This window comes from Sphingomonas gilva (genome assembly GCF_003515075.1).
Lineage (GTDB): Bacteria > Pseudomonadota > Alphaproteobacteria > Sphingomonadales > Sphingomonadaceae > Sphingomonas > Sphingomonas gilva.
The window spans coordinates 248,541-274,135 of sequence record NZ_QWLV01000001.1 but is presented as its reverse complement, the minus strand read 5'-3'; the positions used below and the strand labels follow the sequence as shown (position 1 = coordinate 274,135).

Here is a 25,595-nt window from a genome sequence, read left to right as displayed (position 1 = left end):
GCACGAGAGCCAAGGCTAGTCCGGAATGGCGTGAAATGCGATAGTTGACGGGCCGGGAAACTCCATATCGGAGCTATCGGCCGTCAGGCGATCAGGCCGCCGCCGGCTCCTTCAGCCGCTCGGCGAAGCCCTTGCGCAGTTTCGCCAGCTTGGGGGGGATCACAGCCAGGCAATAGGGATTGCGCGTGCCCTCACCGGCCCAATAGTCCTGATGATAGTCCTCGGCCGGCCACCAGGTGGCGCCGCCATCCTCGATCGCGGTGACGATCGGCGCCGGCTGATCGGCCTGGTTGCGCGCGATCGCCGCCTCGGCCTCGCCGCGCTGAGCGTCGTCGAGCGGAAAGATCGCCGAGCGATATTGCGTGCCCACATCATTGCCCTGGCGGTTGAGCTGCGTCGGATCATGCGTCGCGAAGAACACGTCCAGCAGATCGCCGTAATCGATCTCGCCCGGGTTGAAGGTCACCTTGATCGCCTCGGCATGGCCGGTGTCGCCGCCGCACACCTGCTTGTAGGTCGGGTTGTCGAGATGGCCGCCGATATAGCCGCTCTCCACCGCCTCCACGCCGCGCAGGCCCTTGAACACCGCCTCGACGCACCAGAAGCAGCCGCCGGCCAGGATCGCGGTTTGGGTCGTCATCTCTTCACTCCTCATTTGCCCGCCGAAGATAGGAATGGCAGGGCGAAGCGACAACGCGCGGGGGTAGGATATGGCGATGCGAACGGTGCTGGTGACGGGCGGAGCCGGCTATATCGGCAGCCACGCGGCGCTCGCCGCGCTCGATGCCGGCTGGCGCGTCGTGGTGATCGACAATCTCTCCACTGGCTTTGCCTGGGCGGTCGATCCTCGCGCCATCCTGGTCGAGGGGGCGATCGAGGACGACGGACTGGTCCGCCGCGCACTCGTCGACCACGAGATCACCGCGATCATGCATTTCGCCGGCTCGATCATCGTGCCCGAATCGGTCGCGGACCCGCTCAAATACTACCGCAACAACACCGTCGCCTCGCGCGCGCTGATCGAAAGCGCGGTGGCCTGCGGCGTGCCGCACTTCATCTTCTCCTCGACCGCCGCGACCTACGGCATCCCCGATGCGATCCCGGTCGCGGAGGATGCGCCCAAGGTCCCGATCAATCCCTATGGCAGCTCCAAGCTGATGACCGAGATCATGCTCGCGGACACCGCCCGCGCGCATCCGATCAACTACGCGGCGCTGCGCTATTTCAACGTCGCCGGCGCCGATCCCGACGGCCGCACCGGTCAGTCGACCGCCGGCGCGACCCACCTGATCAAGGTCGCGGTCGAGGCCGCCACGGGCAAGCGCGAATCGGTGGCGGTGTTCGGCACCGATTACGACACTGCGGACGGCACCGGTGTGCGCGACTATATCCATGTCTCCGATCTCGCCGCCGCGCATGTCGCCGCGCTCGATCGGCTGATCGCGCATCCCACCAAAAGCGTGACGCTCAACGCCGGCTATGGCCGCGGCTATTCGGTGCTCGAGGTGCTCGACGCGGTCGATCGGGTGACCAACATGAAGCTCGACCGGCGTATCGAGCCGCGCCGCGCGGGCGATCCGCCGGCCCTGGTGTCGGACAACCGCGCGATCCTCCAGACGCTCGACTGGCAACCCCAGCGCGCCGACCTGGACATGATCGTCGCCGACGCGCTCGCCTGGGAACGCAAGCTGGCGGAGCGTCCCTGACTCGCCGCCCCGGCGAAGGCCGGGGCCGTCAGGTTTGTGGCACATCCGGCGTCGCGCTTGCCGATGGCGGCCCCGGCCTCCGCCGGGGCGACGATATTAGAGGCTCGCCCTGAGCGTCAGCCGGATATCGCGCCCGGCGAGCGGGGCGAAGTCCTTGAGGAATGATGCGTGCCGCCGCGCCTCGACATCGAAGATGTTGTTGGCGGAAAGCACCAGGCTGGTCCGGTTGCCCGATCCGAACGGCTGGAATGCGACGCTGGCGTTGACCAGGGTATAGGCGTCGGTCGACGTCTCGAAGTCGGCGATACGGTCCTGCTCGAAAGCATGCTCCACTTCGCCGCGCACGGTGAAGCGCTCGCCCTGCGCCTCGACGCCGCCCAGCAGCCGCAGCGGCGGGATGCGCGGCGCGGGGCCGTTTTCGATGATCGTCGCGCGGACGTAATCCGCCAGCGCATCGACGTTGATCGCGGTCGATCCCAGCCGCGCGACCCGCGCCGAGCCTTCGACTTCGAAGCCCCAATAGCGCGCATCGGCCTGGGCGTATCGATAGACCGGCAGTTCGTCGATCTCCTCGCCGGTCTGGGTTTCGTAGATATAATCGTCGATCCAGTTGTGGAACACGGAGGCCGACAGGCTGTAGCCGTCGCCGCCGCCCTTGATCGTGCCTTCCAGCCCCCAGCTGGTCTCCTTGACGAAATCGGGGTCGCCGATCTCGAACGCCTGGGTGCCGGCGTGCGGGCCATTGGCGAACAGCTCCTCGGCGGACGGCGCGCGCTCGCTGCGCGATCCGTTTAGGCCGATCCGCCAGCCGTCGGCCAGCGCCACGCTCGCCCCCAGCGAGCCGGAGAACGCATCGAAGGTCCGGTCGTAATCCGGATTGCCGAGATCGGCGTCGGCCGCGGCCTTCAGCACGCTGTGCTCGTAGCGCAGCCCCGCCTCGGCGCGAACCGCGCCCAGGTCCAGGCTCTGCAGGGTGAAGACGCCATATTGCTGGGTTTCGCTTTTCGGAACAAACTTCTCTTCGCCGACGACGTTCAGGTTGCGCAGGAAGAACTGGCCGCCGACCACGCCGTCCCAGTCGCCGCGCCTCGTCTGAACGAGCTCGAGCCGGCCCTCATAGCCCTGGTTGAAGAAGCTGGTGCCGACCTCGCCCGACGGCTCGATCTCGTCATGGCGGTAATCGGCGAAGCCGGCGCGGACGCGGATGCGTTGCAGCAAGCCGCCACCGGTCGCGATGTCGCCGCGGATGTCGCCGCGCGTCTGGCGCACGTCGAGCCGGACATCCTCGTGGCTGTGGCCCTCCTCTTCCTCCTCGTGCTCATGGTCATGGTCATGGTCGTGGTCGTGGTCGTGGTCGTGGTCGTGCTCCTCGAACTCGAGCCGCGGGGGGATGCCGTAATTGCTGCGGTAATGCGCCAGACTGAAGCCGAGATGGCTGTCGCCGACGACGATCGAGGCGCCGCCCGCCACGTCCCAGGTCTCGGCCGAGCTGTTCTCCAGTCGTCCGCGCGCTTGCGCATTCTCGCGGATCTCCTCCTCGTCGCTCTCCGCCGCGATCGCGCGGAGGGCGGGCGCGAGGATATAGCCGCCGGTGCGCAGATCGTCGGACCTCGCATAGCTGCCGTCGAGATGCAGCACGATCTTGCCCGCGACCGGCACCTCCACCGCGCCGCCGATCGAGCGTTCGTCCGCAGCACTTCCATAGGTGCCGATCGCGTCGACATGGATCGCCTCATCGGGCAGGCGGCGCGGAATGCGGCTGTCGATGACGTTGACCACGCCGCCCACCGCCGACGATCCGAACAGCAGCGCGGCGGGCCCGCGCAGCACCTCGATCCGATCGGCGGTCAGCGGGTTGATCGTCACCGCATGATCGACCGAGGTGTTGGACACATCGAAGCTGCCGATCCCGTCGGTCAGCACGCGGATGCGTTCGCCCTGAAAGCCGCGCAGCACCGGGCGCGATGCGCTGGGGCCGAACGAGGTGGACGACACGCCCGGCTGGCGCGCCAGCGTGTCGCCCAGCGTCGGCTTGAGCGTCCGGGTAAGCTCGGCGCCGGAGAGGACGGTTGTGCCGGAGAGGATGTCCGCCGTGGTGCGCATGATCGGCGCGGTGATGACGATGTCGGGCGCCTGTTCGTAATGATAGCCGTCTTCGGCTTCGGTTGCCGGCGCGTGCTGGGCGTGGGCAATGGCGGGAAGCGACAGAGCGACGGTGGCGAGCAGGATCGATCGAGCGGACACGCATACCTCATGGGACTCGGGACAAGGCCGCCCTCATATGAGGCATGTTACATCATCACAAGTGCCATTCGCCGCATCGCAGCGTCAAAACGGCGAATGGATGCGCAAACGGCCGTCGCCGCCGCGATCGACGGTGAAATCCAAGCCGTAAACGCCGCGCAGCCGGTCGGCGGTCAGCACCTCGTCGGCCTGTCCGGCGGCGATGACGCGCCCGCCCGCCATCAGCACCGCATCGTCGGCGACGAAGGCCGCGTGCGCCAGTTCGTGAAGCACGATCACCACACCCGCCCCTGCCCGCGCCGCGTCGCGCAGCAGATCGAGCACCGTCTTCTGGTGCGCCGGATCGAGGCTCGCCAGCGGTTCGTCGGCAAGGATCCAGCGCGGCTCCCCCGCAAGCACGCGCGCCAGCATCGCCCGCGCCCGTTCGCCGCCGGACAGCGTGCCCACCGCGCGGTCCGCCAGAACTCCGAGGTCGCAAGCGGCGATTGCCCGCGCCACCGCCGCCTCGTCCTCGGCCGACAGGGCGGCGAACGCGCCGACATGCGGCATCCGCCCCAAGGCGACCAGCTCGGCGACGCGCACGTCCCACGCCACGCCGGCCGATTGCGGCAGATAGCCGATCGCCCGCGCGCGCGCGCGCCGATCCATCGCCCGCACGCCGGCGCCGTCGAGCACCGCCGCACCCTTGTCAGCCGCGATCAACCCTGCAGCGACGCGCAGCAAGCTCGTCTTGCCCGCGCCGTTCGGCCCCAGCAGCGCGGTCACCTTGCCGGACCGGAATTCGGCGCCCGCGCAGGTCAGGATATTCTGGTTGCTGCGCCGCACCGTCGCCCGTTCCACGCTCAGCCCCATGGCGCGCGCCTCCTGAGGTTGAGCAGCAGCGCGAAGAAGAAGGGCGCGCCGATCAGCGCCATCGCCACGCCCAGCCGCACCTCGCCCGCGCCGGGCGTCAGCCGCACCGCGCTGTCGGCGAACAGCAGCAGCGCCGCGCCGCCGAGCGCCGACGGCAGCAGCAACGCGGAGGGCCGCTGGCCGAATATCGGCCTCAACAGGTGCGGCACGACCAGGCCGACGAAACCGACGACGCCCGTCGCCGCGACCGAAGCGCCCACCGCCAGCGCGAGACCGGCGACGATCAGCGCCTGCGTCCGATGCGGATGCAGCCCGAGGCTGAGCGCGGTCTCCTCGCCCAGGTTGAGCAGATCGAGGCTGCGTGCAGTCAATGCGAGCAGCACCGCGCCCACAGCCATGAAGGGCAGCGCCATCGCCAGCTCGGTCATGCCGCGATCGGTCAGCGCCCCCATCAGCCAGTTGATGATCTCCTGCGTCGCGAAGGGGTTGGGCGCGATCGAGACGAGGAACGCGGTCAATGCGGCCGCAAGGCTGGAGAGCACGCTGCCGGCGAGGATGAAACCGATCGCGTTGCCCGTTCGGCCGACCAGCGCGACCAGCGCCAGCATCGCGATCCCCGCGCCCGCCATCGCGCAGGCGAACATGGCGAGCGGCGACACCGCGATCCCGAAGAAGATCGCCGCCACCGCACCCAATGCCGCGCTGGAGGATACGCCGACGATCGCCGGATCAGCCAGCGGGTTGCGCAGATAGCCTTGCAGCACCGCGCCCGACAGCCCCAGCACCGCGCCGATCGCCGCGCCCAGGATGGCGCGCGGCAGGCGCAGCTCGAAGATGATCCAGCCGCCCGGCGTGTCTGCCAGCCACGCGGACGGCGGCACCCACACCTTGCCCGCGGCGAGCGACGCCAGGAGGCCGAGCGCGACGAGCGCGGCAAGGACGGCCAGCGCCAACCCCCGGCTCATGATCCAGCCTCGACGGATCGCCGCACCTCGGCCAGCCGTTTCATCGCCTGCGGGATCACCGGCCCGCCGCAGTTGATCAGCCGGCGCGGGAACGCCGCCTGCATCACATGCGCGCCGGAGGCTTCGAGCGCGCGGGAGGCTTCGAGCGCGCGGGCGCGCAGCCGCGCCGCGCGCGAATCCGCATCCTGCCCCGGCCCATCGGGCACGAGCATCACGCGCGGCGGCCGGGCGACGATCCGTTCGATCGGCAGCTCGCCGGTGAAGCGCATGCCGTAATCGGCCGCCGCGTTGCCGAGGCCCGCCCGTGCCATCATGTCGTCGAGCAGGGTGCCCCCGCCTGAGACCATGTTGCCGCCGATCCACAGCAGCGTCGGCACCGGCGGGCCGGCGGGCGGGGGCGGCAGCGCGTCGATCCGCGCCGCCATCGCCGCGCCCGCCGCCGGCGCGCCGACCGCCTGGGCCAGCTCCAGCACCTGCTGCCGGCTCGCCGCGATGGTCGAGGGCATGTCGAGGTACAGCGTGTCGATCCCGGCGCGGGCGAAGGCCGATCGCGTCGCCGGCGGGGTGAAGCTGCTCGCCACCACCAGATCGGGACGGAGCGCGATCACCTCCTCGGCGGTGCCGCTGGTGGTGCGGAAGCGCCGCGCCACCTCCGGCGGAATCGAGCTGGCTCCGGAATCGCGCGAATAGTGGCTGATCGCCGCGATCCGTTCGGGCGCGACCAGCTCGACGAGCATCGCATCGGCGCACGGATTGAGCGAGACGATGCCGCCCCCGCCCGGCGGCGGCGCGGCGCAACCCGCCAGCGCCAGCAGCGCGAGGGCGCCCGCCCGCCTCACTCGAAACGCGCCCTTATACCCACATAGGCGGCTCGGCCGGGGGCGCCGTAGGTCGCCACCGTCTGATAGCGTTCGTCGAACGCATTATCGATCCGTCCGTACAGTTCGTAGCGATCGGCCAGGCGGATTGCGGCGCGCAAGCCCACCAAGACATAGCCGTCGAGCCGCACCGTGTTCGCGGGATTGTCGAAGCTGTCGCCGACATGGGTGATCGTCGCGCCCAGCGCGGGACCGGTCTGGGGCGCATAGTCGATCGAGGCGCTCACCGAATGGCGGGGCCGCCGGGCCAGTTCGTTGCCGGCGAAGCCGGCCGACCGATTCTTGCTGTCGACCAGGCTGTAGCTCGCATCGAACAGCCAGTCGCGGTTAGGCCGCGCGCGGATCGCCACTTCGAGTCCCTCGGCGCTCGTCGCGGCGATGTTGGAATAGGTGAAGCTGACCAGGTCGAAATCGATCTGGTTGACGGTATCGCGGTGGAACCAGGTCGCGGCGATCGACAGCGCGCCGTCCACCAGTTGCTGCTCGATCCCCGCATCCCAGCTTTCGGCGGTCTCCGCTTGCAGATCGATATTGCCAAACCCCGGCGCGTTGAGCTGGAACAGGGTCGGCGCCTTGAACCCCTCGCCATAGCTCGCGCGCAGGATGGTGTCGGTCGGCAGCGCCAGCGCCGCATTGGCGGCGAAGGTGGTGTTGCCTCCGAAATCCTCATGATCGTCGTGCCGCACGCCGCCGGTGATCGTCAGCATCTCGATCGGCTTGACGATCAACTCGCCAAACACGCTGGTGATCCCGGACTCGAAGCGGTCGGTCCCGTCGAAAAGCCTGCTGTCCTCATGCTCCGCCCCGAACACCGCGCGGACCTGCTCGGTAATCGCCAGATCGCCGCGATACTCATATCGCTCGCTGCGTCCGCGCGCGAAGAAACTGGGCTCGGTCGCGGTCGAGGACGCGAAATTGTCCCGATCGATGTCGGCGATGCTGAACCCCAGCCGGTTGTTCAGCCCGCCCAGCCGCGCCTTGATCCCGGCATAGCCGTACAGCTCCTTGGAGGTCGAATATTCGTCGGTATCGACGAATTCGAAGGTCGGCGAGAAACCGTCGAGATCGGTCCGGCCATCGGACCAGCTACCGCGCAGATCGATCGCGACGTCGGGGGTCAGGTCGAACTCGACGCGGCCATTCGCGCCCCAGCGTTCGTAACCGTCCGCCTCGCTGCCCGAAGCCGCGGCGGAAATGCCGTGGGTGGTGAAATAGCCGCCGTCGATCCGCGCGCGGATGCGCTCGCCGCCATAGCCGATCCCGCTTTGCCCCACCACGGTCTCGAACGTGCCATATTCCCCCCGCGCCCGCGCCGAGAAACCGGGTCCGGGCCGCCGGGTAATGACGTTCACCACCCCGCCGATCGCCTGGCTGCCCCATGGCACCGACGCGGGGCCGCGCAGCACCTCGACCCGCTCGATCCCCGTCGTGAACAGCGAGCCGAAATCGAACGCGCCGTCGGGCGCGGACGGGTCGTTGGTCCGCACACCGTCGATCAGCACCAGGGTCTGCCCGCTCTCTGCGCCGCGCAGCCGGGCGTAGGTGACGGTGCCGGGCCCACCGTTGCGCGCGACCGCGACGCCGGGCGTGGTCAGCAGCAGATCGGACAGGATCACCGTCTGGCGCCGCTCGACCGTCTCGGCATCGATGACCGTCACCGCCAGCCCGACCTCGTCGGCACGCTGCTCGGCGCCCGTCGCGGTGACGATGATGTCGGTGTCCTCCGCCGCATCCTGGGCCCAGGCGGCGCATGGCAAAGCGCTCGCCGCGATCAGCAACGAAGTTTGCAACGACTTGAAAAACATATCTATCCCTTCGTTTGGCGTTCACGTCACGTGTCGCCAAACGAGGAGATTCCTCGTCCGATCGGTGCACCCCGCCCGCCTCGGAAGGTCGACTGCGGCGGGCAGGTCTCCTGGCTTCCGGGTCGTCGCTTGCGTGCCGCCTTCCCGGGATCGCTCCCAGTGGCATGATGGCGCGCCGGCTATCCGGTCACAGTTGCGGGGGCAGCCGGGGCGTTCAACCCCGTTCCCATTTGATCCCGTCTCCGGGAACCCGTCACGGACGCGCCACTAGGCGCGCCCGTCCGGATTGGCAAGCTGCCCGTCGGCGTTCGCCGACAAATCAAACGTCAGCCGATGATCACCGTCACCGCGCGCCGATTCTGCGCCCAGCTCGCTTCGTCGGAGCCCAGCGCCTTGGGGCGTTCCTTGCCGTAGCTGATCGTCGAGATGCGATCGGCCGAAATGCCGCGCGTCACCAGATAATTCTTGGCGGCGTTGGCCCGGCGATCGCCCAGCGCGAGATTGTATTCGCGCGTCCCGCGTTCGTCGGCATGGCCTTCCAGTGTCACGCGGGCCTGCGGATAGCGCTGCAGCCAGGCGATCTGGCTGTCGAGCGTGGCGCGATCCTCGGCATCGATGTCGTACATGTCGGTGTCGAAATAGACCGTGTCGGACGAGACCGAGGCAATGAAGTCCTGCTGCGATCCCGGCACCACCGCATTGCCCACCGTGCCATCGGTCGGCGCGGTCGTGCCCTGATCGGTGCCGACCGCGGGAGGCGGCAAATCCGCCGGCGGCTTCTTCGCGCAGCCCGCCGCCGCCAGCAGTCCCGCAGCGACGAACAGCTTTGCCGAAAGATTGGCCATACTTCGATCTCCTTACAGTGAAAAACCAGGCGCCCACCCGTTACGCGACGGAAACAAACCCCTTCATGAACGCAATTATGGCAGCAAGGGTCCCCAGGTCGGGTCCGATCCGTCGAGATGGGTCGGAATCTTGCGTTCGTTGCGTCCCGTCAGGTCGACCTGCCAGATGCTCGATCGGCCGCCGCGCCCCTGGGTGGTGCGGAAGAACTGGATCACCCGGCCGTTGGGCGACCAGGTCGGCGCCTCGTCCTGCCAGCTGTTGGTGAGCAGCCGCTCGCCGCCGCCGGAAGGCGTCATCACGCCGATGCGGAAATTGCCGGCGATCTTGGTGAAGGCGATCAGGTCGCCGCGCGGGCTCCACTCGGGCGTGGCATAGCGCCCACCGCCGAAGCTGATGCGCTGCTGATTGGAACCGTCGGCGTTCATCACATAAAGCTGCTGGCCGCCCGAGCGGTCGCTTTCGAACACGATCCGCCGTCCGTCGGGCGAATAGCTGCCGGCGACATCGATACCCGGCGAGTTGGTCAGCCGCCGGGGCGTGCCCCCGTTGACCGAGATCGAATAGAGATCGGTGTTGCCGCCCACCGACATCGCATAGAGGATCGTCCGGCCATCGGGCGAGAAGCGCGGCGCGATGGTCTGGTTGCGGCTTTCGGTCACCAGCCGCTGCTTGCCGCTGGCGATATCATAGATGAAGATGCGCGGCCGGTCGTTGAGATAGCTCAGATAGACGATCGACTTGTAGTCGGGCGAGAAGCGCGGGGTCAGCGCGATCGACTGGCCGTTGGTGATGAAGCGATGGTTGGCGCCGTCCGAATCCATGATCGCCAGCCGCTTGATCCGCGCACCCTTGGGTCCGCTTTCGGCGATATAGGCGATGCGGCTGTCGAAGAAGGGCGATTCGCCGGTCAGCCGCGCATAGATCGCATCGGCGCATTTGTGCGCCGCGCGCCGCCAGTCGCGGGGTTGGACCACGAAACCTTCGCGCGTCAGCTCGCTCCCCAGCGCGACGTCGTAGAGATAGCAGCCGACGGTGATGTTGCCGTCGCCCCCTGCGCGGACAAAGCCCTGCACCAGCGCCTGCGCATTGCTGCTGCGCCATTCGGGAAAGGCCGGCGCGGTCACCTCCGCCATCGAGATCGCGCGCACGCCGTTGGGACCGCGCGGACGGAACAGCCCGGAATTGCGCAGGTCGGTGGCGATCACCTCGGCGATCTGGTTGCCCAGCGTGTCGGTCGATCCCGCCGGGGTCGGCTGGGCCTGCGGCGTCGGCAGCCGCGGCACGGCGATGACCAGGTCGTTGTCCGACGTGTCGGTCACGTCGACCGAAAGCCCGCCCTGCTGCTGCGCCGGATCGGGCGCGCCGACCTCGAGCTGGGCAAGCGCGGGCGTGGCGACCAGCATCGCCGCGGTGAATGCGAGGGTCCGGATCATTGCGACAAATTCCTATCGAAGTTCGGAGTCAGGACTTTCCACGTATCGTAATATTCCGCCGGCAGATTGAAGGGCGCGGCCAGCTGCACCGCCCGGATCGCGCGCTCTGCGTGCAGCTCCTTCTGGGCGCTGTTGCTCGCGGTGACGCCAGTCTGCCTGACGATTTCGGGCGTGCCGATGATGCCGCCGTTCCTGTTGAGCGCCACCCTGACGGTCGTCCGCAGCTTCTCGGCATCGGGCCCGGTCGGCGCGCGCCAATGGGGGCGAAGCTGCCGGACCACTTCGGCGGCGAGCGCCGCCTGCACCGCGGGCGTCGCGGCCGCCCCGGGCGGAGTCGTGTCGCGCCCGCGCGAGACGTTGTCGGTCGCGCCTTCGATCATATCGCGCGAGATGCGGCTGGACCGCGGGCGGCCCGCCTTGGTCCGCTCGCGCAGATCCTCGACGATCGAGCTGTCCAGCCGGCTGCGGCGCGGCTCCGGCCTCGCCTCCTCGCGCGCTTTCGGGCGTTCGGGCCGCGGCCGAGCCCGTTCGGCCGGGCGCGGCGCGGGTGTGGGCTCGACCCGCGGCGGTGGCGTGGGATCGACGCGCGGCGTCTCCGGCGCGGGCGGCGGCGGCGTGGCGGCGAGCTCTAGCGGGCCTTCCTCGGGTGCCTCGACCTGGCGCGGATCGGCCTCGGGCGTGGGCGATCCGCTCTCCAGCGCGATGTCGTCGGCCAGCGACACCTCGATCGGCTTCGACTTCAGATCAGCCGGATTGGGCGTGGCGAGAAAGCCGACCGACAGCAGGCCGAACAGGGCGACATGGCCCAGCGCGGCTATGCCCAATGCGGCTTTCTCGGCGCGTTCCATCAGCTGCCCTCACCGACGGTGACCAGCGCCACGCGATTGAGCCCGGCGCGGTTCAGCTCGCCCATCACGCGCATCACCTGCCCGTAATCGAGGTCGCGATCGGCGCGCAGATAGATTTGCGGCGGCGTCTCGCGCGCGCCGAGCGCGGCAAGCTGCTCGACCAGGCCCGCTTCGTCCACCGGTATCTCATCGACGAAGATCGCGCCGCTCTGGTCGATCGAGACGGCGACCGGCTTCTGCTCCTGCTCCAGCGAAGCCGCGCGGCTGTCGGGCAGGTTGACCGGCACGCCCGCGACGAGCAGCGGCGCCGTCACCATGAAGATGATCAGCAGCACCAGCATCACGTCGACCAGCGGCGTGACGTTGATCTCCGACATCGGCGCGCGGCGGCGTCCATGCCCGCGGCGGGAGGGGGAAAAGGCCATCCTATATCCTCCCCATGCGAAGCACGGGGAGGGGGACCATGCGCAGCATGGTGGAGGGGGCAGGCCGCAGACGAAGCGCTCGTGGCGTTCCCCCTCCGCCGTGCATCTGCCTACCCATCATCACGCCGCCTCCAGCTCATGGCTCAAGGTCGAATGGAAACCGTCGGCGAAGCGGTTCAATCGCGCCTCGATTCGGTCGATGCCGTGGCTGAAGCGATTATAGGCGATCACCGCCGGGATCGCCGCGAACAGGCCGATGGCGGTGGCGAACAGCGCCTCGGCGATGCCCGGCGCGACAACCGCGAGCGAGGAGTTCTGCTCGGCGGCGATCGCGGTGAAGGCGCGCATGATGCCCCAGACGGTGCCGAACAGCCCGACGAAGGGCGCGACCGAGCCGATCGTCGCCAGCACGTTGAGCCGTTCGGAGAGCTTGTCGACCTCGCCCGCGACAGCCGCGCCCATCGCCGTGCCCAGCCGCTGACGGGTGCCTTCGCGGTCGATCGTGCTGCCCTTGGTCGAGCGGCGCCATTCGGCGACGCCGGCGACGAACACCTTCGCCGCGGGCAGTTCGCTGTCGCCGTGCATCCGGTGGAAGGCGTCGATATCCTCGGCCTTCCAGAAATCGCGCTCGAAGCTGTCGCCCGCTTTGCGCACCCGCTTCAGCTTGCGCGAGACCGCGAAGATGATCGCCCAGGTCCAGATGCTGGCAAGGAGCAGGCCGATCATCACCGCCTTGACGACGAAATCGGCCTGGAGAAACAGCGCGACCGGGGAAAGCGTCGCGGCGTCGGTGTTCACGAAAAGCTGGTCCATTATCCCTCGATCAGTCGTTCAAATGCCTCGATCCATGCGCGCGGCTGGCGCCGCGGCCGGCCGCCGGGCGTCAAGAACGCCGCCGTCACTTCCGCTACGGCAAGCTTCTCCGCCTCGCGCATGACTGTCTGATGAATGACCGCCGCCGCGGCACGCACCTTCGTCACCCGGCTGACAACCATCAATGCGTCATCCAGTTTCGCAGGCGCGACGAAACGGATGGCGAGATCGGCCACGGCGTACACGCCTTCGCCCGCATCGAGCGCGCCGCGCTGGTCGATCCCGACGCAGCGCAGGAAATCCGACCGCGCCCGTTCCATGAAGCGCAGATAGTTGGCGTGATAGACCATGCCCGAAAGGTCGGTGTCCTCGAAATAGACGCGCACCGGGAAACGGTGCGTGGCCCCGTCGAGGCGGCCGGTGGCGGGCTGATCCTGCATCGGCGGGCGGGATAGCGGGGTGGGCGGCATGATGCAAAGATCGGGTCGGCTGGGGGCGAGAAGAGGAGAAGATTTGGTTCACGCGAAGGCGCGAAGGCGCGAAGAAGGAAGAGAGAGGAGGTTGTTCACGCGGAGACGCGGAGACGCGGAGGTGTTGCGTTCGGGGTGAGCCTCAGCCGCGCCAGCGGCATTGATCTCTCCCGGCTGCCGTCAGGGATGAAGGTCTCGCTATCGCGAGACGATCCCTGCAAACGCCCCCTCATCTCTGCGTCTCTGCGTCTCTGCGTGAACCTCATTTTCCTTCTTCGCGCCTTCGCGCCTTCGCGTGAACTACCTTCATTTGTCGAACAACCCGTCCTGCACGTCGCGGGGCGGGGTCAGGCCGAGATGCTTCCAGCCGCCTGCGTTGAGGCAGCGGCCGCGCGCGGTTCGCGCGACGAGGCCGAGCTGGATCAGATAGGGCTCGATCACCTCCTCGATCGTGTCGCGCGGCTCGGAAAGGCCGGCGGCGAGCGTCTCCACCCCCACCGGCCCGCCCCTGTAGATGTCGGCGATCATGGCGAGATAGCGGCGGTCCATCGTGTCGAGACCGAGCTTGTCGACCTCCAGCCGGGTCAGCGCGGCATCGGCGACGCGCGCATCGACCAGCCCGTCATTGGCGACATTGGCGAAATCGCGCACCCGCCTGAGCAGCCGCCCGGCGATGCGGGGGGTGCCGCGCGAACGCCGCGCCACCTCCTGCGCGCCGTCTGCCGTCAGCTCCAGCCGCAACAGCCCGGCGGCGCGCGTCACAACCCGTTCGAGCTCGTCGACGGTGTAGAATTGCAGCCGCACGGGGATGCCGAAGCGATCGCGCAAGGGCGTGGTGAGCAACCCCTGCCGCGTCGTCGCGCCGACCAGGGTGAAGCGCGGCAGATCGATCCGCACCGAACGCGCCGACGGCCCCTCGCCGATCATCAGATCGAGCGCGCGATCCTCCATCGCCGGATAGAGCACCTCCTCCACCGCCGGCGCGAGGCGGTGAATCTCGTCGATGAACAGCACGTCGCCATCCTCGAGATTGGTCAAGAGCGCCGCGAGATCGCCCGATTTGGCGATGACCGGGCCGCTGGTGGCGCGGAACCCCACCCCCATCTCGCGCGCGATGATCTGCGCGAGCGTGGTCTTGCCCAGGCCCGGCGGCCCGAAGAACAGCACATGATCCAGCGCCTCGCCGCGCGCCTTGGCGGCCTGGATGAACACGCGCAGATTCTCCCGCGCGCTCCGCTGCCCGACGAACTCGTCGAGCGTCTTGGGGCGCAGCGCGGCGTCCACATCGTCGGGCTGGCGCAGAGGGGAAAGGGTGCGGTCGGCGTCAGTCACTATGCTCTACCTCGTCACCGAGGACAGCGACCCAGGGATGTTTGCGCTCTTCCCACACAGAAAAGCGTGGCGGCGGGAAATTCGGATCGGCGAAGGCGCCGACCGGAACGGCGATCGCTTCCGGCATCGGGCCGCCCTGATACCAGACCGTCGATCCGCAATCGGGGCAGAAGTGATAGATCACCGCCCTGCCGCTGTCGGCCGCGCGGACCCATTGTTTCGATTTGCCGGCGACCTGCACCTTGTCGGCCGGAAAGCGCGCCTGTTCGGCGAACGGCGATCCGCTGCGCCGCTGGCAGGCGAGGCAATGGCACACCGATATGCGCACCGGCTCCCCCTCGCACGCGGCGGTCAACTGGCCGCAGCGGCAGCTGGCATGGCGGGTCATGCTCATTTCACGGCCGCCAGGAACTCGTCCTGCATGACCGATGCCTGGCGCAGCAGTCCGGCGAGCGTGCCCGCCTTCACCTCCCGGTGCAGCGGCACAACGCAGCCAGCGCTTCCGCGCCGCATGACGACATGGCTGCCCCGCTGGCGAACCTGCTCGAAACCGAGCCGCTCGAGCGCCTTGATGACATCAGAACCGGACAGGACTGGAAATCTAGGCATGCACCGCGACATCGACTGTCGTCACAAGCGGCGCGGCGCCGAACTTCATCGGGAATTCTTCCAGATACAGCTCGACCGCCTCGCGGAGGTTGGTAAGCGCCTCGTCGATGGTATCGCCCTGCGTGGTGCTTCCGGTTTCCGGGTTGTAGGCGATGTATCCGCCTTCCTCCGCCTGGTTCAGAACCGCCGTGACATGCATGTCGAACTCCTTCGCAGCATGATTACTTCGCCGCCTTTCTGAGCGCCAGCCGCACCAGCGCGTCCAGCCCTGCGCCCGCGCCGAGCTCGTCCTCCGCCGCGCGGACGGCGGCCGACGCCTCGGCGGGTTTGAAGCCCAGATTCTGGAGCGCCGACGCCGCGTCCGCCGCCAGGCCGCCGGCCGGCGCGGTCACGCCCGCGCCGCCGATCGCGACGCCGCCGGCCTTGTCCTTCAGCTCGCGGACGATGCGTTCGGCGAGCTTTGGGCCGACGCCGTTGGCGCGCGCGACCATCGTCTTGTCCTGGCTCGCCACCGCGCGCTGCAGCTCGCCGGGCTCCAGCGCGGAGAGGATGGCGAGCGCGACCCGCGCGCCGACGCCCTGCACGCTGGTCAGCAGGCGGAACCAGTCGCGCTCCTCCGCGCTGGCAAAGCCGACCAGGCGGATGAAGTCCTCCGCCACCAGCATCTCGGTGAACAAGGTCGCCGCCTCGCCCACGGGGCCGAGCGCCGACAGCGTCCGGCTCGACGCGCCGACCAGATAGCCGACCCCGCCGACATCGATCACCGCATGGTCGACGCCCGACTCGGCCAGCCGTCCCTTGAGATGCGCGATCACCGATTCGTCACCGCGAAAGGTGAGGAAAGTGAGACCAGGTGTCCCCTCCTTTCCCCTCCCCCAATGCCTGCGCGATCCACGGTACGGAGGGGGGTGAAGGCCAGCATGGACGTGAACCTAACAGGAACGAACCTATGTAGGAAAGCGGTAAATCAGCCCGTCCGCCGCGCGCTCGCCAGATGGTGCGCGTGGCAGATGGCGACGGCGAGCGCGTCGGCCGCGTCCGCCCCGTCGATCCTCACCCCCGGCAGCAGCCGCGCGACCATAGCGTGGACCTGGACCTTCTCCGCATTGCCGGTGCCGACGATCGCCTTCTTGACCAGCCGCGGGGCATATTCGCCGACGACCAGCCCGGCGCGGCCGCACCCCGCTAGCACGACCCCGCGCGCATGGGCGAGCTTCAGGGTCGATTGCGGGTTGGTGTTGACGAACACCTCCTCGACCGCCGCCGCGACGGGGGCGCGATCGGCGATCAAGGCGGCGATCATCGTGTCGAGGTGCGACAGGCGGGCCGGGAGCGGCGCGGCGCTGTCGGTCTTCAGCCGGCCATTGGCGATGTGCGACAGGCGGTTGCCCTCGGCGCGGATGACGCCCCAGCCGGTGGTGCCAAGGCCCGGATCGAGGCCGAGGATGATCATGCCAATCCTCCCCCGCTTCTGCGAAGCGGGGGAGGATTGTGCGTCATTACCCCAGTTTCTCCATTACCTCGTCGGGCACCTCGTAATTGCCCCAGACGGTCTGGACATCGTCATCGTCGTCGAGCGTGTCGATCAGCTTGAACAGCGTCGCGGCGTCGCTTTCACCGACCTCGACCATGGTTTGCGGCCGCCAGGCGAGCTTGGCGCCCTCGGCCTCGCCCAGCACCGGCTCCAGCGCCTTCGCGACCTCGTGCAGGTCGCCCTGCGCCGTCCAGATCTCATGGCCGTCCTCGGACGAGGACACGTCCTCCGCGCCCGCCTCGAGCGCCGCCTCGAACACCGTGTCGGCGTCGCCGGCGCCAGCCGGATAAGTGATCAGGCCCATCCGGTCGAAGCCGTGGCTGACCGATCCCGACGCGCCGAGATTGCCGCCATTCTTGCTGACCGCGGTGCGGACGTTGGTCGCGGTGCGGTTGCGGTTGTCGGTCAGCGCCTCGATGATGAGGGAAACGCCGCCGGGGCCGAAGCCTTCGTAGCGGATTTCCTCGTAATTCTCCGCATCGCCGCGGCTCGCCTTGTCGATCGAGCGCTGGATATTGTCCTTGGGCACCGACGCCGCCTTGGCCGCGGCCACCGCCGCGCGCAGGCGCGGGTTCATGTCCGGATCGGGCAGGCCCATCTTCGCCGCGACGGTGATCTCGCGCGACAGCTTGGAGAACATGGCCGAGCGCTTCTTATCCTGCGCGCCCTTCCGGTGCATGATGTTCTTGAACTTGGAATGGCCGGCCATGGTGCGTCTGTTTCCGTATCAAATCCGTTTGGGCTGGGCCCGGTCGAAGCCCCGTCCTTCTTACCGGAGGCGTTAGAAGAAAGGACCGCCCTTCGACAAGCTCAGGGCGAACGGGGTGGAAGGGGGCCCGGCAAGCTCAGCCCAGCGTGACCGCGGTGCCCGATACGGTGACCATCAGCATCGAGCCGTCCTTGCCCAGCACCTCGTAATCCAGATCGATGCCGACCACCGCGTCCGCGCCCTTGTCGCGCGCCTCCAGCGAGAGCTCGTGCAGGGCCTGCTCGCGCGCCTCGCGCAGCTTGGTCTCGTACACGCCCGACCGGCCGCCGATAATGTCGGTGATCGAGGCGAACAGATCGCGGACGATGTTCGCGCCCATGATGGCTTCGCCGGTGACGATTCCCTTGTAACCGGTGATGCTGCGTCCGGCGATTTCGGGCGTGGTGGTCAGGATCATGCGGATTCTCCCTGAGCGTTGCTAAGACCCTATTTCTTTCGTCACCCCGGACTTGTTCCGGGGTCCATCAAGCGGCAGGCGCGGCGTCCGAAAATCGGGCGCTACCCATGCGGCACCATGGACCCCGGAACAAGTCCGGGGTGACGGTGAGTGGGATCATGCCAAACCAAGCGCGGCCTTGTAGGTCTCCAGCAGCGCCTCGGCCTCGTCGCGGTGATGCTTCTCCATGCGGCGCAGGCGAACGATGGCGCGCATCGTCTTGACGTCGTAGCCGTTGGACTTCGCCTCGGCATAGACATCCTTGATATCGTCGGCGATGCCCTTCTTCTCTTCCTCCAGCCGCTCGATCCGCTCGATGAACAGGCGAAGCTGCTCGGCTGCGATAACGTCGCTCATCAAAATCCCCGCATGTGGTGAATCGCCCCCAGGGGCGGTTGCGAACTCCTAGGGCAGCCGCCCGAGAAGCTCAACCGGCCTACACGGTCAGCGATTCGGCTCTGTCATCGCCGGCGGATCGCTGGCCGGAAAGCTCTCGTCCAGCGCTTCGTCAAGCGCATCCTCGCGCTTGTTGCGCGCGACGCTGGCCTCCATCCGCGCCAGCTGTTCGGGGCTGGCCTCCATCTGATGCTTCGCCTTCCATTCGGCATAGGGCATGCCGTAGATCGCTTCGCGCGCGTCGTCCTTCGCCAGCCCGCCGGCCTCGGCGATCCAATCCGACAGGCAGTTGCGGCAGAAGCCCCCCAGGCCCATCAGATCGACATTCTGCGCATCGCTCCTGTGGCGCAGATGCCGGACCAGCCGGCGGAAGGCCGCCGCCGCTACGGCATCGTCGAGTTCGTCGATCGTCATTTCGCCCTCACAGATGGTTGATCGGCCCGCGATACCGGCTAGGAGGGCTGCCGCAAAGCCGCCCCTCCCCGGACCCAAGGTGAATATGCATGGCCAGGATCATCCCCCCACGCACGCGCAAGGTCCGCGTCCTCGCCACGCTCGGCCCGGCCTCAAGCACGCCCGAGATGGTGGCGAAGCTGTTCGCCGCGGGGGCGGACGCCTTCCGCATCAACATGAGCCATGGCGACCAGGAATCGAAACGCCCGCTGATCGCCGCGATCCGCGCGATCGAGCGCGATTATGGCCGGCCGACCACGATCCTGGCCGATCTCCAGGGGCCGAAGCTGCGCGTCGGCAGGTTCGCAGACGGCGCGGTGATGCTGGAAACGGGCGAGCGGTTCGTCCTCGACCGCGACCCCGCGCCCGGCACGTCGTCGCGCGTCGAGCTGCCGCACCGCGAGATCTTCGAAGGGATCGAACCGCATGCGCGCCTGCTGCTCGATGACGGCAAGCTGGTGCTGCGCGTCGAGGAGGCCGGCGGCGAGCGCATCGTCACCCGCGTCGAAGTCGGCGGGCGGCTGTCAAATTCCAAGGGCCTCAACGTGCCCGACGTCGTGCTGCCGCTGGCGGCGATGACCGAAAAGGACCAGTCGGACCTCGCCTTCGCCTGCGAGGCGGGGGTGGACTGGGTGGCGCTGAGCTTCGTCCAGCGGCCCGAGGATCTGGCCGAGGCGCGCCGGCTGATCGCGGGGCGCGCCGCCTTGCTCGCGAAGATCGAGAAGCCCGCCGCGGTCCAGCGGCTCGACGAGATCCTCGAGGCGTGCGACGCGGTGATGGTCGCGCGCGGCGATCTGGGCGTCGAGCTGCCGCCGCAGGCGGTGCCGCCCCTGCAGAAGCGCATCGTCGAAAGCGCGCGCCGCCAGGGCAAGCCGGTGGTGGTCGCGACGCAGATGCTCGAATCGATGATCACCTCGCCCTCGCCCACGCGCGCCGAGGTGTCCGACGTCGCCACCGCGGTCTATGACGGGGCGGACGCGATCATGCTGTCGGCCGAAAGCGCGGCGGGCGACTGGCCGGTCGAATCGGTTGCGATGATGAACTCGATCGCGGACGCGGTGGAGCGCGATCCGGCGCATGGCGACCGCGTCCACTTCACCGTCACCAAGCCCGATCCGACGACGGCGGACGCGCTGGCCGAGGCGGCCAAGTCGATCGCCATCACCGTCTCCGCGCGCGCGATCATCTGCTTCACCATGTCCGGCTCGACCGCGCGGCGCGTCGCGCGCGAGCGGCCGTCGGTGCCGCTGATGGTGCTCACGCCGAAGCTGGAGACCGCGCGCCGGCTGGGCCTGCTGTGGGGCGTCCACGCGGTCCACACCCGCGATGTCGAGAATTTCGAGGAGATGGTCGCCAAGGCCAAGCGCATGGCGCTGCGCCACGCGGTGGCCGCGGCGGGCGACCGCATCATCGTGATGGCCGGCGTGCCCTTCGGGGTGCCGGGTTCGACCAACGTCCTCCACGTCGTCCGCCTGACCGGCGACGAGCTCAAGGGCTATGAGGACTGACGCTCAGCCGAAGCGGTAGGCGAGCGGGTGGGCAACCAGGAGACGGTCACGCGTGAGCAACTGCGCACCAAGCCGCTGGGCGTGAACCAGCAGCATCTCGTCATGAGGGTCGCGATTGGGAGCCGGGGCACGCAGACGTTCCAGAATGTCGTCGGTTCCGAGTGTGGCGACCGCCCAGCCGCTTTCCTCAAGAAGCGCCGCAGCCGAATCCGGGCTGACGTCACCCTTGCGCGTCCCATCCGACCGAATGGTCTGCCACTTCATCCGAATTTCCCAGAGCGAGATGATCGAAGCGAACACCTCCACATCTTCGCGCGACAATAAGGCGCGGTCTCGATCGGTCAGGACTTCGGGTTTTCCGGTTAGCCAGACCAAAAAGTGGGTGTCGAGCAACAACCTCACCAGGGTTTGCTCGGGTCCCAATCATCGCCAAGCCCGAATATCTCGCGGCCCCACGCGGGGTCGTCAAATTCCTCGCGCCACTTCTCATCCAAGGTCAGGTGGGCGTACTTCTTATCCAGCCCCAGCTTCTTGCGCACCTTTTCCAGATGGTCGAAGTCGATGCCGCCCTTCCTTGGCGCGGGCGGCCCCAGCTCCGCGACGGGCTTGCCGTGCTTGGTGATGACCACGCGCTCCCCGCGCTCAGCGGCGGCGAGCGCGTGCGAGAATTTGGCGCGAGCTTCGCGGACGGACATTTCCATGTATGGACTCCAATGGTGTCCACATGTAGTCACAATTGGCAGGCTAGGCAAGCAGCCCCAGCGCGACCAGCTCCGCCCGCAACGTCGCCGCATCGCGGAACAGGTGGCCCCGCATCCCCGCCGCTTCGGCGCCGGCGACATTCTCCGCGCGGTCGTCGATGAAGATCGCGTCCGGCCCCTTCAGCCCGAAGCGTTCGAGCGCCAGCGCGTAGATCGCGGGATCGGGCTTGAGCAGCCTCTCGTCACCCGACACCACCACGTCGCGGAAGCGGTCGAACAGCGCCGCCTCGCGCGCGCGGAAGGGCTTCCAGAACTCGCCGGAGAAATTGGTGATGGCGTAGAGCGGCACGCCGGCGGCATCGATCTCCGCCACCAGTTCGGCCATGCCGGGGATCGCCGGGCCGATGCTTTCGTTGAAGCGCGGCCCCCAGGCGGCGATCAGCGCCTCATGCTCGGGAAAGCGGGCGATCAGCTCGGCCGAGGTTTCGGCGAAGGGCCGCCCGGCGTCGTGCTGGAAATGCCATTCGGGGGTGACGACATCGCGCAGAAACGCGGCGAGCGCGGACTCGTCGTCGATCAGGCGCTCGTAGAGGAACCGCGGCTCCCAGCTGTAGAGGACGTTGCCGACGTCGAAGACGACGGCCTCGACCGGCACGCTCAGCCCTGGCGGGCCTTGAAGCGGCGGTTGGTCTTGTTGATCACATAGGTGCGGCCGCGGCGGCGGATCACGCGGTTGTCGCGGTGACGGCCCTTGAGCGACTTGAGGCTGTTGCGGATCTTCATGATCGATTCGCTTCTTCGTATCTGGAACTGCGGAAAATGAGCGCCGCGCCTATGCGCATGGGCCGCGAAGGTCAAGTCCCTTGCCCGCCACGAAGCAAATTGCCGTCGCCCGCCGTTAGTGCGACAAGGTGAGCGAATCCAGCGACGGGAGTGGCTTATGCGTGGCGTGGCACTGGGACTGACGGCGGCGCTGATGCTCGCCGGATGCGCGACGACGGTGTCGCCGGTCGAGGTCACGCGCTTCCATCTGGGCGAGCCGATCGCGCGCGGCACGATCATGGTCGCGCCGCTGGGCGAGGCCGCGCCCAGCCTCGAATATGCGAGCTATGCCGCCGCGGTGGAGCAGGAGCTCGCCCGCGCCGGCTACAGCGTCGCGCAAGGCAATCTCGGCACCGAGTTCGTCGCCGATGCCGGCTTCACCCGCGCCAACCGCGTCGGCGGGCCCGAGCGCTCGCCGGTGTCGATCGGCATCGGCGCGGGCGGCTTTTCGGGCGGCCGGCGATCGGGTCTCGGCCTGGGCGGGGGCCTGAGCTTCGGCATCGGCGGCGGCAAGGGCGGCGATATCGTCGTCAGCGAGCTTTCGGTCCGGATCAAGCGCCGCCAGGGCGACGAGGTGATCTGGGAAGGCCGGGCGCAGACCGAGGCGCGCGGCTCCAACCCCGCCGCCCAGCCCGGCATCGCCGCCGAAAAGCTGGCGCGCGCACTGTTCGCGGGGTTCCCCGGACGATCGGGCGAGACTATCACGGTCAAATGACCGTCCAGATCTCGGCCGCCTTCGACAGCGGCAACATCCGCCTCATCGCCATCGAGGACGACCGGATCGACCTCGAAATCGTCAAGGATCACGAATCCGACTTCTACCAGTGGTTCCACTTCCGCGCCGCGGGCATCCGCGGCCGCGCGCTGACCTTCCGCATCCTCAACGCCGGCGGATCGGCCTATCCGGACGGCTGGCCCGGCTATCGCGCACGCATTTCGACCGACCGGCAAGCGTGGACGACCGTCGACACCCGCTATGCCGGCGGTGTGCTCGAATTCGACTGGCCGGCAAGCAGCGACGCCGATGCCGACATCGCCTGGTTCGCCTATTTCGCCCCCTATTCGATGGAGCGGCACCATGATCTGGTCGGGCGGATGGCGGCGATGCCGGGCGTCGCGGCGCGCCAGTTGGGCGCCACGCTCGACGGCCGCCCGCTCGATTGCCTGACATTGGGCGAGGGCGCGAAGACCGTGTGGCTCTACGCGCGCCAGCATCCCGGCGAGACGATGGCCGAATGGTGGATGGAAGGCGCGCTCGACTGGCTGACCGACGCGGATAACGCCGACGCCGCGGCGCTCAGGCGCAAGGCGACCTTCCACATCGTGCCCAACATGAATCCGGACGGCAGCTTCCGCGGCCATCTGCGCACCAACGCCGCCGGCGTGAACCTCAACCGCGAATGGCACGATCCGACGCCCGAGCGCAGCCCCGAGGTGCTCGCGGTCAGGAACGCGATGGATCAGACCGGCGTCACCTTCGCGATGGACGTCCATGGCGACGAGGCGATCCCCGCCAACTTCCTCGCCGGGTTCGAGGGCATTCCCGGCTGGACCGACGCGCTCGGCGCGAAATTCTACCGCTTCCGCGATACGCTCGCCGAACGCTCGGCGCTGTTCCAGACCAGGCAGGGCTACGCCACCGCGCCCGCGGGCAAGGCCAACCTGTCGATGTCGACCAACCAGCTCGCCGAACGCTTCGGCGCGGTCGCGATGACGCTGGAGATGCCGTTCAAGGATCATGAGGACCTGCCCGATCCCGCCACCGGCTGGTCGCCCGATCGCTGCCGCCGGCTCGCGCATGATTGCCTCGCCAACCTGGCGGCGATGATCGACGATCTGTGATCGAGCTGCGCGAGGGCGGGCTCGATCATCCCGCGGTCATCGGCCTGCTCCAGCAGCATTTCGCCGGGATGCTGGCGAACTCGCCGCCGGGCAGCTGCCATTTCCTCGACCTGTCGGGCCTGGGGGCCGCCGACGTGACCTTCTGGAGCGCCTGGACCGGCGACGCGCTGCTCGGCTGCGGCGCGCTGAAGCAGCTCGACGCCGGGCATGGCGAGATCAAGTCGATGCGCACCGCGCCCGAGCATCTGCGCAAGGGGGTTGCCGCTCGGCTGCTCGAGCGCATGATGGAGACCGCCCGCGCGCGCGGCTATCGCCGGCTGAGCCTGGAGACCGGATCGGGCGAGGCGTTCGACGCGGCGCACCGGCTCTACCGCCTGTTCGGCTTCACCGAATGTCCGCCCTTCGCCGATTACCGCCCCGATCCGTTCAGCCGGTTCATGTCGCGCACGCTTTAGTTTCGATTCTCTCTCCTCCATCCCGCGCGGGCTGAGCTTGTCGAAGCGCCGTTCTCGAACGGGCAGAGGGGCCGCACTTTTCCATGAAGCGCTGTCGCACTTTTCCATGAAGCGCTTTAGGGAGCGCGCGAACGCCCCGCCACAGGAGTCCCCATGCCCACGCTCGTCCTGATCCGCCACGGCCAATCCTCCTGGAACCTGGAGAACCGCTTCACCGGCTGGTGGGATGTCGACCTGACCGAACAAGGCGTCAATGAAGCCTGGGCAGCGGGCGAGGCGATGAAGGCGGCGGGGCTCGATTTCGACCTGACCTTCACCAGCTTCCAGACGCGCGCGATCAAGACGCTCAACCTCGCGCTGGAGGCGATGGGGCGGCTGTGGCTGCCGGTCGAGAAGGACTGGCGGCTGAACGAGCGCCATTATGGCGGGCTGACCGGGCTCGACAAGGCGGAGACCGCGGCGAAGCACGGCGACGATCAGGTCAAGCTGTGGCGGAGGAGCTTCGACATCCCGCCGCCCTTGCCCGAGGAAGGATCGCCCTGGGATCTCGCCCAGGACATCCGCTACAAGGGCGTCCCCATCCCGCAGACCGAGAGCCTGAAGGACACCATCGCCCGCGTACTGCCCTATTGGGAGGCGCGCATCGCGCCCGAGCTCAAGGCCGGCAAGCGCGTGCTGGTCTCCGCCCACGGCAATTCGCTGCGCGCGCTGGTCAAGCACCTATCGGGCATCTCGGACGCCGACATCGCCGGCCTCGAGATCCCGACCGGCCAGCCGATGGTCTACGAACTCGCCGACGATCTGACCGCGACCGACCGCTATTATCTGAGCGAGCGGGCCGACTGAACCAGCAACAACAACCCTTCACAGCCCGTCACCCCGGACTTGTTCCGGGGTCCATCCATCCCCGAGCGTGGTTCGAGCTTGTGGCACGATGGATGCCGGAACAAGTCCGGCATGACGAGATTGGTGAGGTGGCATTGAACTAGGGAAACCTGCCCGGACTCCGTCGTTCTTCCGCAACGGACGAGGAGGAGCAGCCATGATCCATCACCTTTCGGTCGGCACCAACGATACGGCGCGCGCTCGCACCTTTTACGATCCGGTGATGGCGGTCGTCGGTCTGCGGCGGATGGATGCCGATAGCGAATCGCTCGATTACGGCATCGGCGCGTTCCTGCTCAGCATCGAGACCCCGGTCGACGGCAATCCCGCGACACCGGGCAACGGCGTGCACATCGCCTTCACCGCGGAGGATCGCGCGATGGTCGACCGCTTCTATCGGACGGCGCTCGACAACGGCGGCAGCGACGCCGGCGCGCCGGGCCTGCGTCCCGAATACAACGCCAACTATTATGGCGCCTTCGTGCGCGATCCCGACGGCAACAAGATCGAGGCGGTCACCTATTCGGCGGTGTAGCTGCCGGCCTTCGCCTTAATCTCGTATCCACGA

Annotated in this window: 33 protein-coding genes and 1 riboswitch; of the genes, 7 read left to right on the top strand and 26 right to left on the bottom strand. The window is 68.2% G+C overall.

The window, feature by feature from the left end:
- Positions 1-91: 91 nt before the first annotated feature.
- Positions 92-640, bottom strand: a complete 549-nt coding sequence (gene msrA / locus D1610_RS01380) for a peptide-methionine (S)-S-oxide reductase MsrA (protein ID WP_118862342.1) — start codon at positions 638-640, stop codon at positions 92-94.
- 70 nt (positions 641-710) lie between these two features.
- Here msrA and galE point away from each other — a divergent pair, with 70 nt between their 5' ends.
- Positions 711-1,706 (top strand): UDP-glucose 4-epimerase GalE, encoded by a 996-nt coding sequence (gene galE, locus D1610_RS01375; protein WP_118862341.1) that lies wholly within the window; start codon positions 711-713, stop codon positions 1,704-1,706.
- 96 nt (positions 1,707-1,802) lie between these two features.
- Here the strand turns inward: galE and D1610_RS01370 are convergent, their stop codons facing one another.
- The 21 genes from D1610_RS01370 to D1610_RS01270 all read right to left on the bottom strand — a co-directional run bounded on the left by D1610_RS01370 (position 1,803) and on the right by D1610_RS01270 (position 18,775).
- On the bottom strand, positions 1,803-3,950 hold the full coding sequence (locus D1610_RS01370; protein ID WP_118862340.1) for a TonB-dependent receptor: 2,148 nt from the start codon (positions 3,948-3,950) through the stop codon (positions 1,803-1,805).
- A gap of 84 nt (positions 3,951-4,034) precedes the next feature.
- Positions 4,035-4,802 carry an ABC transporter ATP-binding protein gene (locus tag D1610_RS01365; protein WP_118862339.1) on the bottom strand — a complete coding sequence of 256 codons (768 nt, stop codon included), beginning with the start codon at positions 4,800-4,802 and terminating at the stop codon, positions 4,035-4,037.
- On the bottom strand, positions 4,793-5,767 hold the full coding sequence (locus D1610_RS01360; protein WP_118862338.1) for a FecCD family ABC transporter permease: 975 nt from the start codon (positions 5,765-5,767) through the stop codon (positions 4,793-4,795). Before D1610_RS01360 ends, D1610_RS01365 begins: the two co-directional genes overlap by 10 nt.
- Positions 5,764-6,606 carry an ABC transporter substrate-binding protein gene (locus D1610_RS01355; protein ID WP_118862337.1) on the bottom strand — a complete coding sequence of 281 codons (843 nt, stop codon included), beginning with the start codon at positions 6,604-6,606 and terminating at the stop codon, positions 5,764-5,766. The genes D1610_RS01360 and D1610_RS01355 overlap by 4 nt, the downstream gene beginning before the upstream one ends.
- Entirely contained in the window at positions 6,603-8,435 is a 1,833-nt protein-coding gene (locus D1610_RS01350) for a TonB-dependent receptor plug domain-containing protein (protein WP_245941912.1), read from the bottom strand. The genes D1610_RS01355 and D1610_RS01350 overlap by 4 nt, the downstream gene beginning before the upstream one ends.
- Positions 8,436-8,533: 98 nt before the next feature.
- A riboswitch (cobalamin riboswitch) is annotated at positions 8,534-8,719 on the bottom strand.
- A gap of 57 nt (positions 8,720-8,776) precedes the next feature.
- Positions 8,777-9,295, bottom strand: coding sequence for a peptidoglycan-associated lipoprotein Pal (pal, locus tag D1610_RS01345; protein ID WP_118862335.1), 519 nt, complete (start codon positions 9,293-9,295; stop codon positions 8,777-8,779).
- 75 nt (positions 9,296-9,370) lie between these two features.
- Entirely contained in the window at positions 9,371-10,729 is a 1,359-nt protein-coding gene (tolB, locus tag D1610_RS01340; protein ID WP_118862334.1) for a Tol-Pal system beta propeller repeat protein TolB, read from the bottom strand.
- Positions 10,726-11,577: a TonB C-terminal domain-containing protein gene (locus D1610_RS01335; protein WP_118862333.1), complete on the bottom strand. Its 852-nt coding sequence runs from the start codon at positions 11,575-11,577 to the stop codon at positions 10,726-10,728. The genes tolB and D1610_RS01335 overlap by 4 nt, the downstream gene beginning before the upstream one ends.
- Positions 11,577-12,002: a protein TolR gene (tolR, locus tag D1610_RS01330; RefSeq protein ID WP_118862332.1), complete on the bottom strand. Its 426-nt coding sequence runs from the start codon at positions 12,000-12,002 to the stop codon at positions 11,577-11,579. The genes D1610_RS01335 and tolR overlap by 1 nt, the downstream gene beginning before the upstream one ends.
- Before the next feature lie 120 nt (positions 12,003-12,122).
- Positions 12,123-12,815: a protein TolQ gene (gene tolQ / locus D1610_RS01325; RefSeq protein ID WP_118862331.1), complete on the bottom strand. Its 693-nt coding sequence runs from the start codon at positions 12,813-12,815 to the stop codon at positions 12,123-12,125.
- The gene (locus D1610_RS01320) at positions 12,815-13,255 is read right to left on the bottom strand and encodes a YbgC/FadM family acyl-CoA thioesterase (protein ID WP_118862330.1); all 441 of its coding nucleotides are present in this window, start codon (positions 13,253-13,255) and stop codon (positions 12,815-12,817) included. The genes tolQ and D1610_RS01320 overlap by 1 nt, the downstream gene beginning before the upstream one ends.
- 336 nt (positions 13,256-13,591) lie before the next feature.
- Complete coding sequence (ruvB, locus tag D1610_RS01315; protein ID WP_118862329.1) at positions 13,592-14,617, bottom strand: Holliday junction branch migration DNA helicase RuvB; 1,026 nt, start codon at positions 14,615-14,617, stop codon at positions 13,592-13,594.
- A complete protein-coding gene (locus D1610_RS01310; RefSeq protein WP_118862921.1) occupies positions 14,610-15,005 on the bottom strand; it encodes a GFA family protein in 396 nt (131 codons plus the stop codon). Before D1610_RS01310 ends, ruvB begins: the two co-directional genes overlap by 8 nt.
- Before the next feature lie 2 nt (positions 15,006-15,007).
- Positions 15,008-15,226 carry a type II toxin-antitoxin system HicA family toxin gene (locus D1610_RS01305; protein ID WP_118862328.1) on the bottom strand — a complete coding sequence of 73 codons (219 nt, stop codon included), beginning with the start codon at positions 15,224-15,226 and terminating at the stop codon, positions 15,008-15,010.
- Positions 15,219-15,425 (bottom strand): type II toxin-antitoxin system HicB family antitoxin, encoded by a 207-nt coding sequence (locus D1610_RS01300; protein WP_118862327.1) that lies wholly within the window; start codon positions 15,423-15,425, stop codon positions 15,219-15,221. The genes D1610_RS01305 and D1610_RS01300 overlap by 8 nt, the downstream gene beginning before the upstream one ends.
- A 22-nt stretch (positions 15,426-15,447) precedes the next feature.
- Positions 15,448-16,041 carry a Holliday junction branch migration protein RuvA gene (ruvA, locus tag D1610_RS01295; RefSeq protein WP_118862326.1) on the bottom strand — a complete coding sequence of 198 codons (594 nt, stop codon included), beginning with the start codon at positions 16,039-16,041 and terminating at the stop codon, positions 15,448-15,450.
- A gap of 152 nt (positions 16,042-16,193) precedes the next feature.
- Positions 16,194-16,679 carry a crossover junction endodeoxyribonuclease RuvC gene (ruvC, locus tag D1610_RS01290; RefSeq protein ID WP_118862325.1) on the bottom strand — a complete coding sequence of 162 codons (486 nt, stop codon included), beginning with the start codon at positions 16,677-16,679 and terminating at the stop codon, positions 16,194-16,196.
- Positions 16,680-16,725: 46 nt separating this feature from the next.
- The gene (locus tag D1610_RS01285) at positions 16,726-17,469 is read right to left on the bottom strand and encodes a YebC/PmpR family DNA-binding transcriptional regulator (RefSeq protein WP_118862324.1); all 744 of its coding nucleotides are present in this window, start codon (positions 17,467-17,469) and stop codon (positions 16,726-16,728) included.
- Positions 17,470-17,605: 136 nt separating this feature from the next.
- Entirely contained in the window at positions 17,606-17,926 is a 321-nt protein-coding gene (locus D1610_RS01280) for a heavy metal-binding domain-containing protein (protein WP_118862323.1), read from the bottom strand.
- A 156-nt stretch (positions 17,927-18,082) separates the two neighbouring features.
- Positions 18,083-18,322, bottom strand: a complete 240-nt coding sequence (locus D1610_RS01275; protein ID WP_118862322.1) for a DUF2312 domain-containing protein — start codon at positions 18,320-18,322, stop codon at positions 18,083-18,085.
- Between the two features lie 87 nt (positions 18,323-18,409).
- The gene (locus tag D1610_RS01270) at positions 18,410-18,775 is read right to left on the bottom strand and encodes a DUF1244 domain-containing protein (protein ID WP_118862321.1); all 366 of its coding nucleotides are present in this window, start codon (positions 18,773-18,775) and stop codon (positions 18,410-18,412) included.
- Between the two features lie 89 nt (positions 18,776-18,864).
- Between D1610_RS01270 and pyk the strand changes: the two genes are divergently transcribed.
- The gene (pyk, locus tag D1610_RS01265) at positions 18,865-20,322 is read left to right on the top strand and encodes a pyruvate kinase (RefSeq protein WP_118862320.1); all 1,458 of its coding nucleotides are present in this window, start codon (positions 18,865-18,867) and stop codon (positions 20,320-20,322) included.
- Between the two features lie 3 nt (positions 20,323-20,325).
- On the opposite strand, the gene D1610_RS01260 is transcribed toward pyk, so the two are convergent.
- From D1610_RS01260 to ykgO, 4 genes are read right to left on the bottom strand one after another with little or no spacing between them, the layout of a single operon-like run.
- Positions 20,326-20,718: a type II toxin-antitoxin system VapC family toxin gene (locus D1610_RS01260; RefSeq protein WP_222926902.1), complete on the bottom strand. Its 393-nt coding sequence runs from the start codon at positions 20,716-20,718 to the stop codon at positions 20,326-20,328.
- Positions 20,719-20,720: 2 nt separating this feature from the next.
- Positions 20,721-21,023, bottom strand: a complete 303-nt coding sequence (locus D1610_RS01255; protein ID WP_118862318.1) for a type II toxin-antitoxin system Phd/YefM family antitoxin — start codon at positions 21,021-21,023, stop codon at positions 20,721-20,723.
- A 43-nt stretch (positions 21,024-21,066) separates the two neighbouring features.
- Positions 21,067-21,684 (bottom strand): HAD family hydrolase, encoded by a 618-nt coding sequence (locus tag D1610_RS01250; RefSeq protein WP_425453199.1) that lies wholly within the window; start codon positions 21,682-21,684, stop codon positions 21,067-21,069.
- A complete protein-coding gene (gene ykgO / locus D1610_RS01245) occupies positions 21,681-21,806 on the bottom strand; it encodes a type B 50S ribosomal protein L36 (protein ID WP_004210176.1) in 126 nt (41 codons plus the stop codon). Before ykgO ends, D1610_RS01250 begins: the two co-directional genes overlap by 4 nt.
- A gap of 157 nt (positions 21,807-21,963) precedes the next feature.
- Here ykgO and D1610_RS01240 point away from each other — a divergent pair, with 157 nt between their 5' ends.
- The 5 genes from D1610_RS01240 (at position 21,964) to D1610_RS01220 (ending at position 25,562) form a co-directional block, all read left to right on the top strand.
- On the top strand, positions 21,964-22,560 hold the full coding sequence (locus D1610_RS01240; RefSeq protein ID WP_118862316.1) for a DUF4136 domain-containing protein: 597 nt from the start codon (positions 21,964-21,966) through the stop codon (positions 22,558-22,560).
- Positions 22,557-23,687, top strand: coding sequence for a M14 family metallopeptidase (locus tag D1610_RS01235; protein WP_118862315.1), 1,131 nt, complete (start codon positions 22,557-22,559; stop codon positions 23,685-23,687). Before D1610_RS01240 ends, D1610_RS01235 begins: the two co-directional genes overlap by 4 nt.
- Positions 23,684-24,142, top strand: coding sequence for a GNAT family N-acetyltransferase (locus D1610_RS01230; RefSeq protein ID WP_245941910.1), 459 nt, complete (start codon positions 23,684-23,686; stop codon positions 24,140-24,142). Before D1610_RS01235 ends, D1610_RS01230 begins: the two co-directional genes overlap by 4 nt.
- A 153-nt stretch (positions 24,143-24,295) precedes the next feature.
- Complete coding sequence (gpmA, locus tag D1610_RS01225) at positions 24,296-24,988, top strand: 2,3-diphosphoglycerate-dependent phosphoglycerate mutase (RefSeq protein WP_118862314.1); 693 nt, start codon at positions 24,296-24,298, stop codon at positions 24,986-24,988.
- Positions 24,989-25,184: 196 nt separating this feature from the next.
- Positions 25,185-25,562: a VOC family protein gene (locus D1610_RS01220; protein ID WP_118862313.1), complete on the top strand. Its 378-nt coding sequence runs from the start codon at positions 25,185-25,187 to the stop codon at positions 25,560-25,562.
- Positions 25,563-25,595: the final 33 nt, after the last annotated feature.

Coding starts and splice junctions, on each gene's coding strand:
- msrA (WP_118862342.1), bottom strand. CDS start 640: ATGACGACCCAAACCGCGATCCTGGCCGGCGGCTGCTTCTGGTGCGTC.
- galE (WP_118862341.1), top strand. CDS start 711: ATGGCGATGCGAACGGTGCTGGTGACGGGCGGAGCCGGCTATATCGGC.
- D1610_RS01365 (WP_118862339.1), bottom strand. CDS start 4,802: ATGGGGCTGAGCGTGGAACGGGCGACGGTGCGGCGCAGCAACCAGAAT.
- D1610_RS01360 (WP_118862338.1), bottom strand. CDS start 5,767: ATGAGCCGGGGGTTGGCGCTGGCCGTCCTTGCCGCGCTCGTCGCGCTC.
- pal (WP_118862335.1), bottom strand. CDS start 9,295: ATGGCCAATCTTTCGGCAAAGCTGTTCGTCGCTGCGGGACTGCTGGCG.
- tolB (WP_118862334.1), bottom strand. CDS start 10,729: ATGATCCGGACCCTCGCATTCACCGCGGCGATGCTGGTCGCCACGCCC.
- D1610_RS01335 (WP_118862333.1), bottom strand. CDS start 11,577: ATGGAACGCGCCGAGAAAGCCGCATTGGGCATAGCCGCGCTGGGCCAT.
- tolR (WP_118862332.1), bottom strand. CDS start 12,002: ATGGCCTTTTCCCCCTCCCGCCGCGGGCATGGACGCCGCCGCGCGCCG.
- tolQ (WP_118862331.1), bottom strand. CDS start 12,815: ATGGACCAGCTTTTCGTGAACACCGACGCCGCGACGCTTTCCCCGGTC.
- D1610_RS01320 (WP_118862330.1), bottom strand. CDS start 13,255: ATGCAGGATCAGCCCGCCACCGGCCGCCTCGACGGGGCCACGCACCGT.
- D1610_RS01310 (WP_118862921.1), bottom strand. CDS start 15,005: ATGACCCGCCATGCCAGCTGCCGCTGCGGCCAGTTGACCGCCGCGTGC.
- D1610_RS01305 (WP_118862328.1), bottom strand. CDS start 15,226: ATGCCTAGATTTCCAGTCCTGTCCGGTTCTGATGTCATCAAGGCGCTC.
- D1610_RS01300 (WP_118862327.1), bottom strand. CDS start 15,425: ATGCATGTCACGGCGGTTCTGAACCAGGCGGAGGAAGGCGGATACATC.
- ruvC (WP_118862325.1), bottom strand. CDS start 16,679: ATGATCATCCTCGGCCTCGATCCGGGCCTTGGCACCACCGGCTGGGGC.
- D1610_RS01285 (WP_118862324.1), bottom strand. CDS start 17,469: ATGGCCGGCCATTCCAAGTTCAAGAACATCATGCACCGGAAGGGCGCG.
- D1610_RS01280 (WP_118862323.1), bottom strand. CDS start 17,926: ATGATCCTGACCACCACGCCCGAAATCGCCGGACGCAGCATCACCGGT.
- D1610_RS01275 (WP_118862322.1), bottom strand. CDS start 18,322: ATGAGCGACGTTATCGCAGCCGAGCAGCTTCGCCTGTTCATCGAGCGG.
- D1610_RS01270 (WP_118862321.1), bottom strand. CDS start 18,775: ATGACGATCGACGAACTCGACGATGCCGTAGCGGCGGCGGCCTTCCGC.
- pyk (WP_118862320.1), top strand. CDS start 18,865: ATGGCCAGGATCATCCCCCCACGCACGCGCAAGGTCCGCGTCCTCGCC.
- D1610_RS01255 (WP_118862318.1), bottom strand. CDS start 21,023: ATGGAAATGTCCGTCCGCGAAGCTCGCGCCAAATTCTCGCACGCGCTC.
- ykgO (WP_004210176.1), bottom strand. CDS start 21,806: ATGAAGATCCGCAACAGCCTCAAGTCGCTCAAGGGCCGTCACCGCGAC.
- D1610_RS01240 (WP_118862316.1), top strand. CDS start 21,964: ATGCGTGGCGTGGCACTGGGACTGACGGCGGCGCTGATGCTCGCCGGA.
- D1610_RS01235 (WP_118862315.1), top strand. CDS start 22,557: ATGACCGTCCAGATCTCGGCCGCCTTCGACAGCGGCAACATCCGCCTC.
- gpmA (WP_118862314.1), top strand. CDS start 24,296: ATGCCCACGCTCGTCCTGATCCGCCACGGCCAATCCTCCTGGAACCTG.
- D1610_RS01220 (WP_118862313.1), top strand. CDS start 25,185: ATGATCCATCACCTTTCGGTCGGCACCAACGATACGGCGCGCGCTCGC.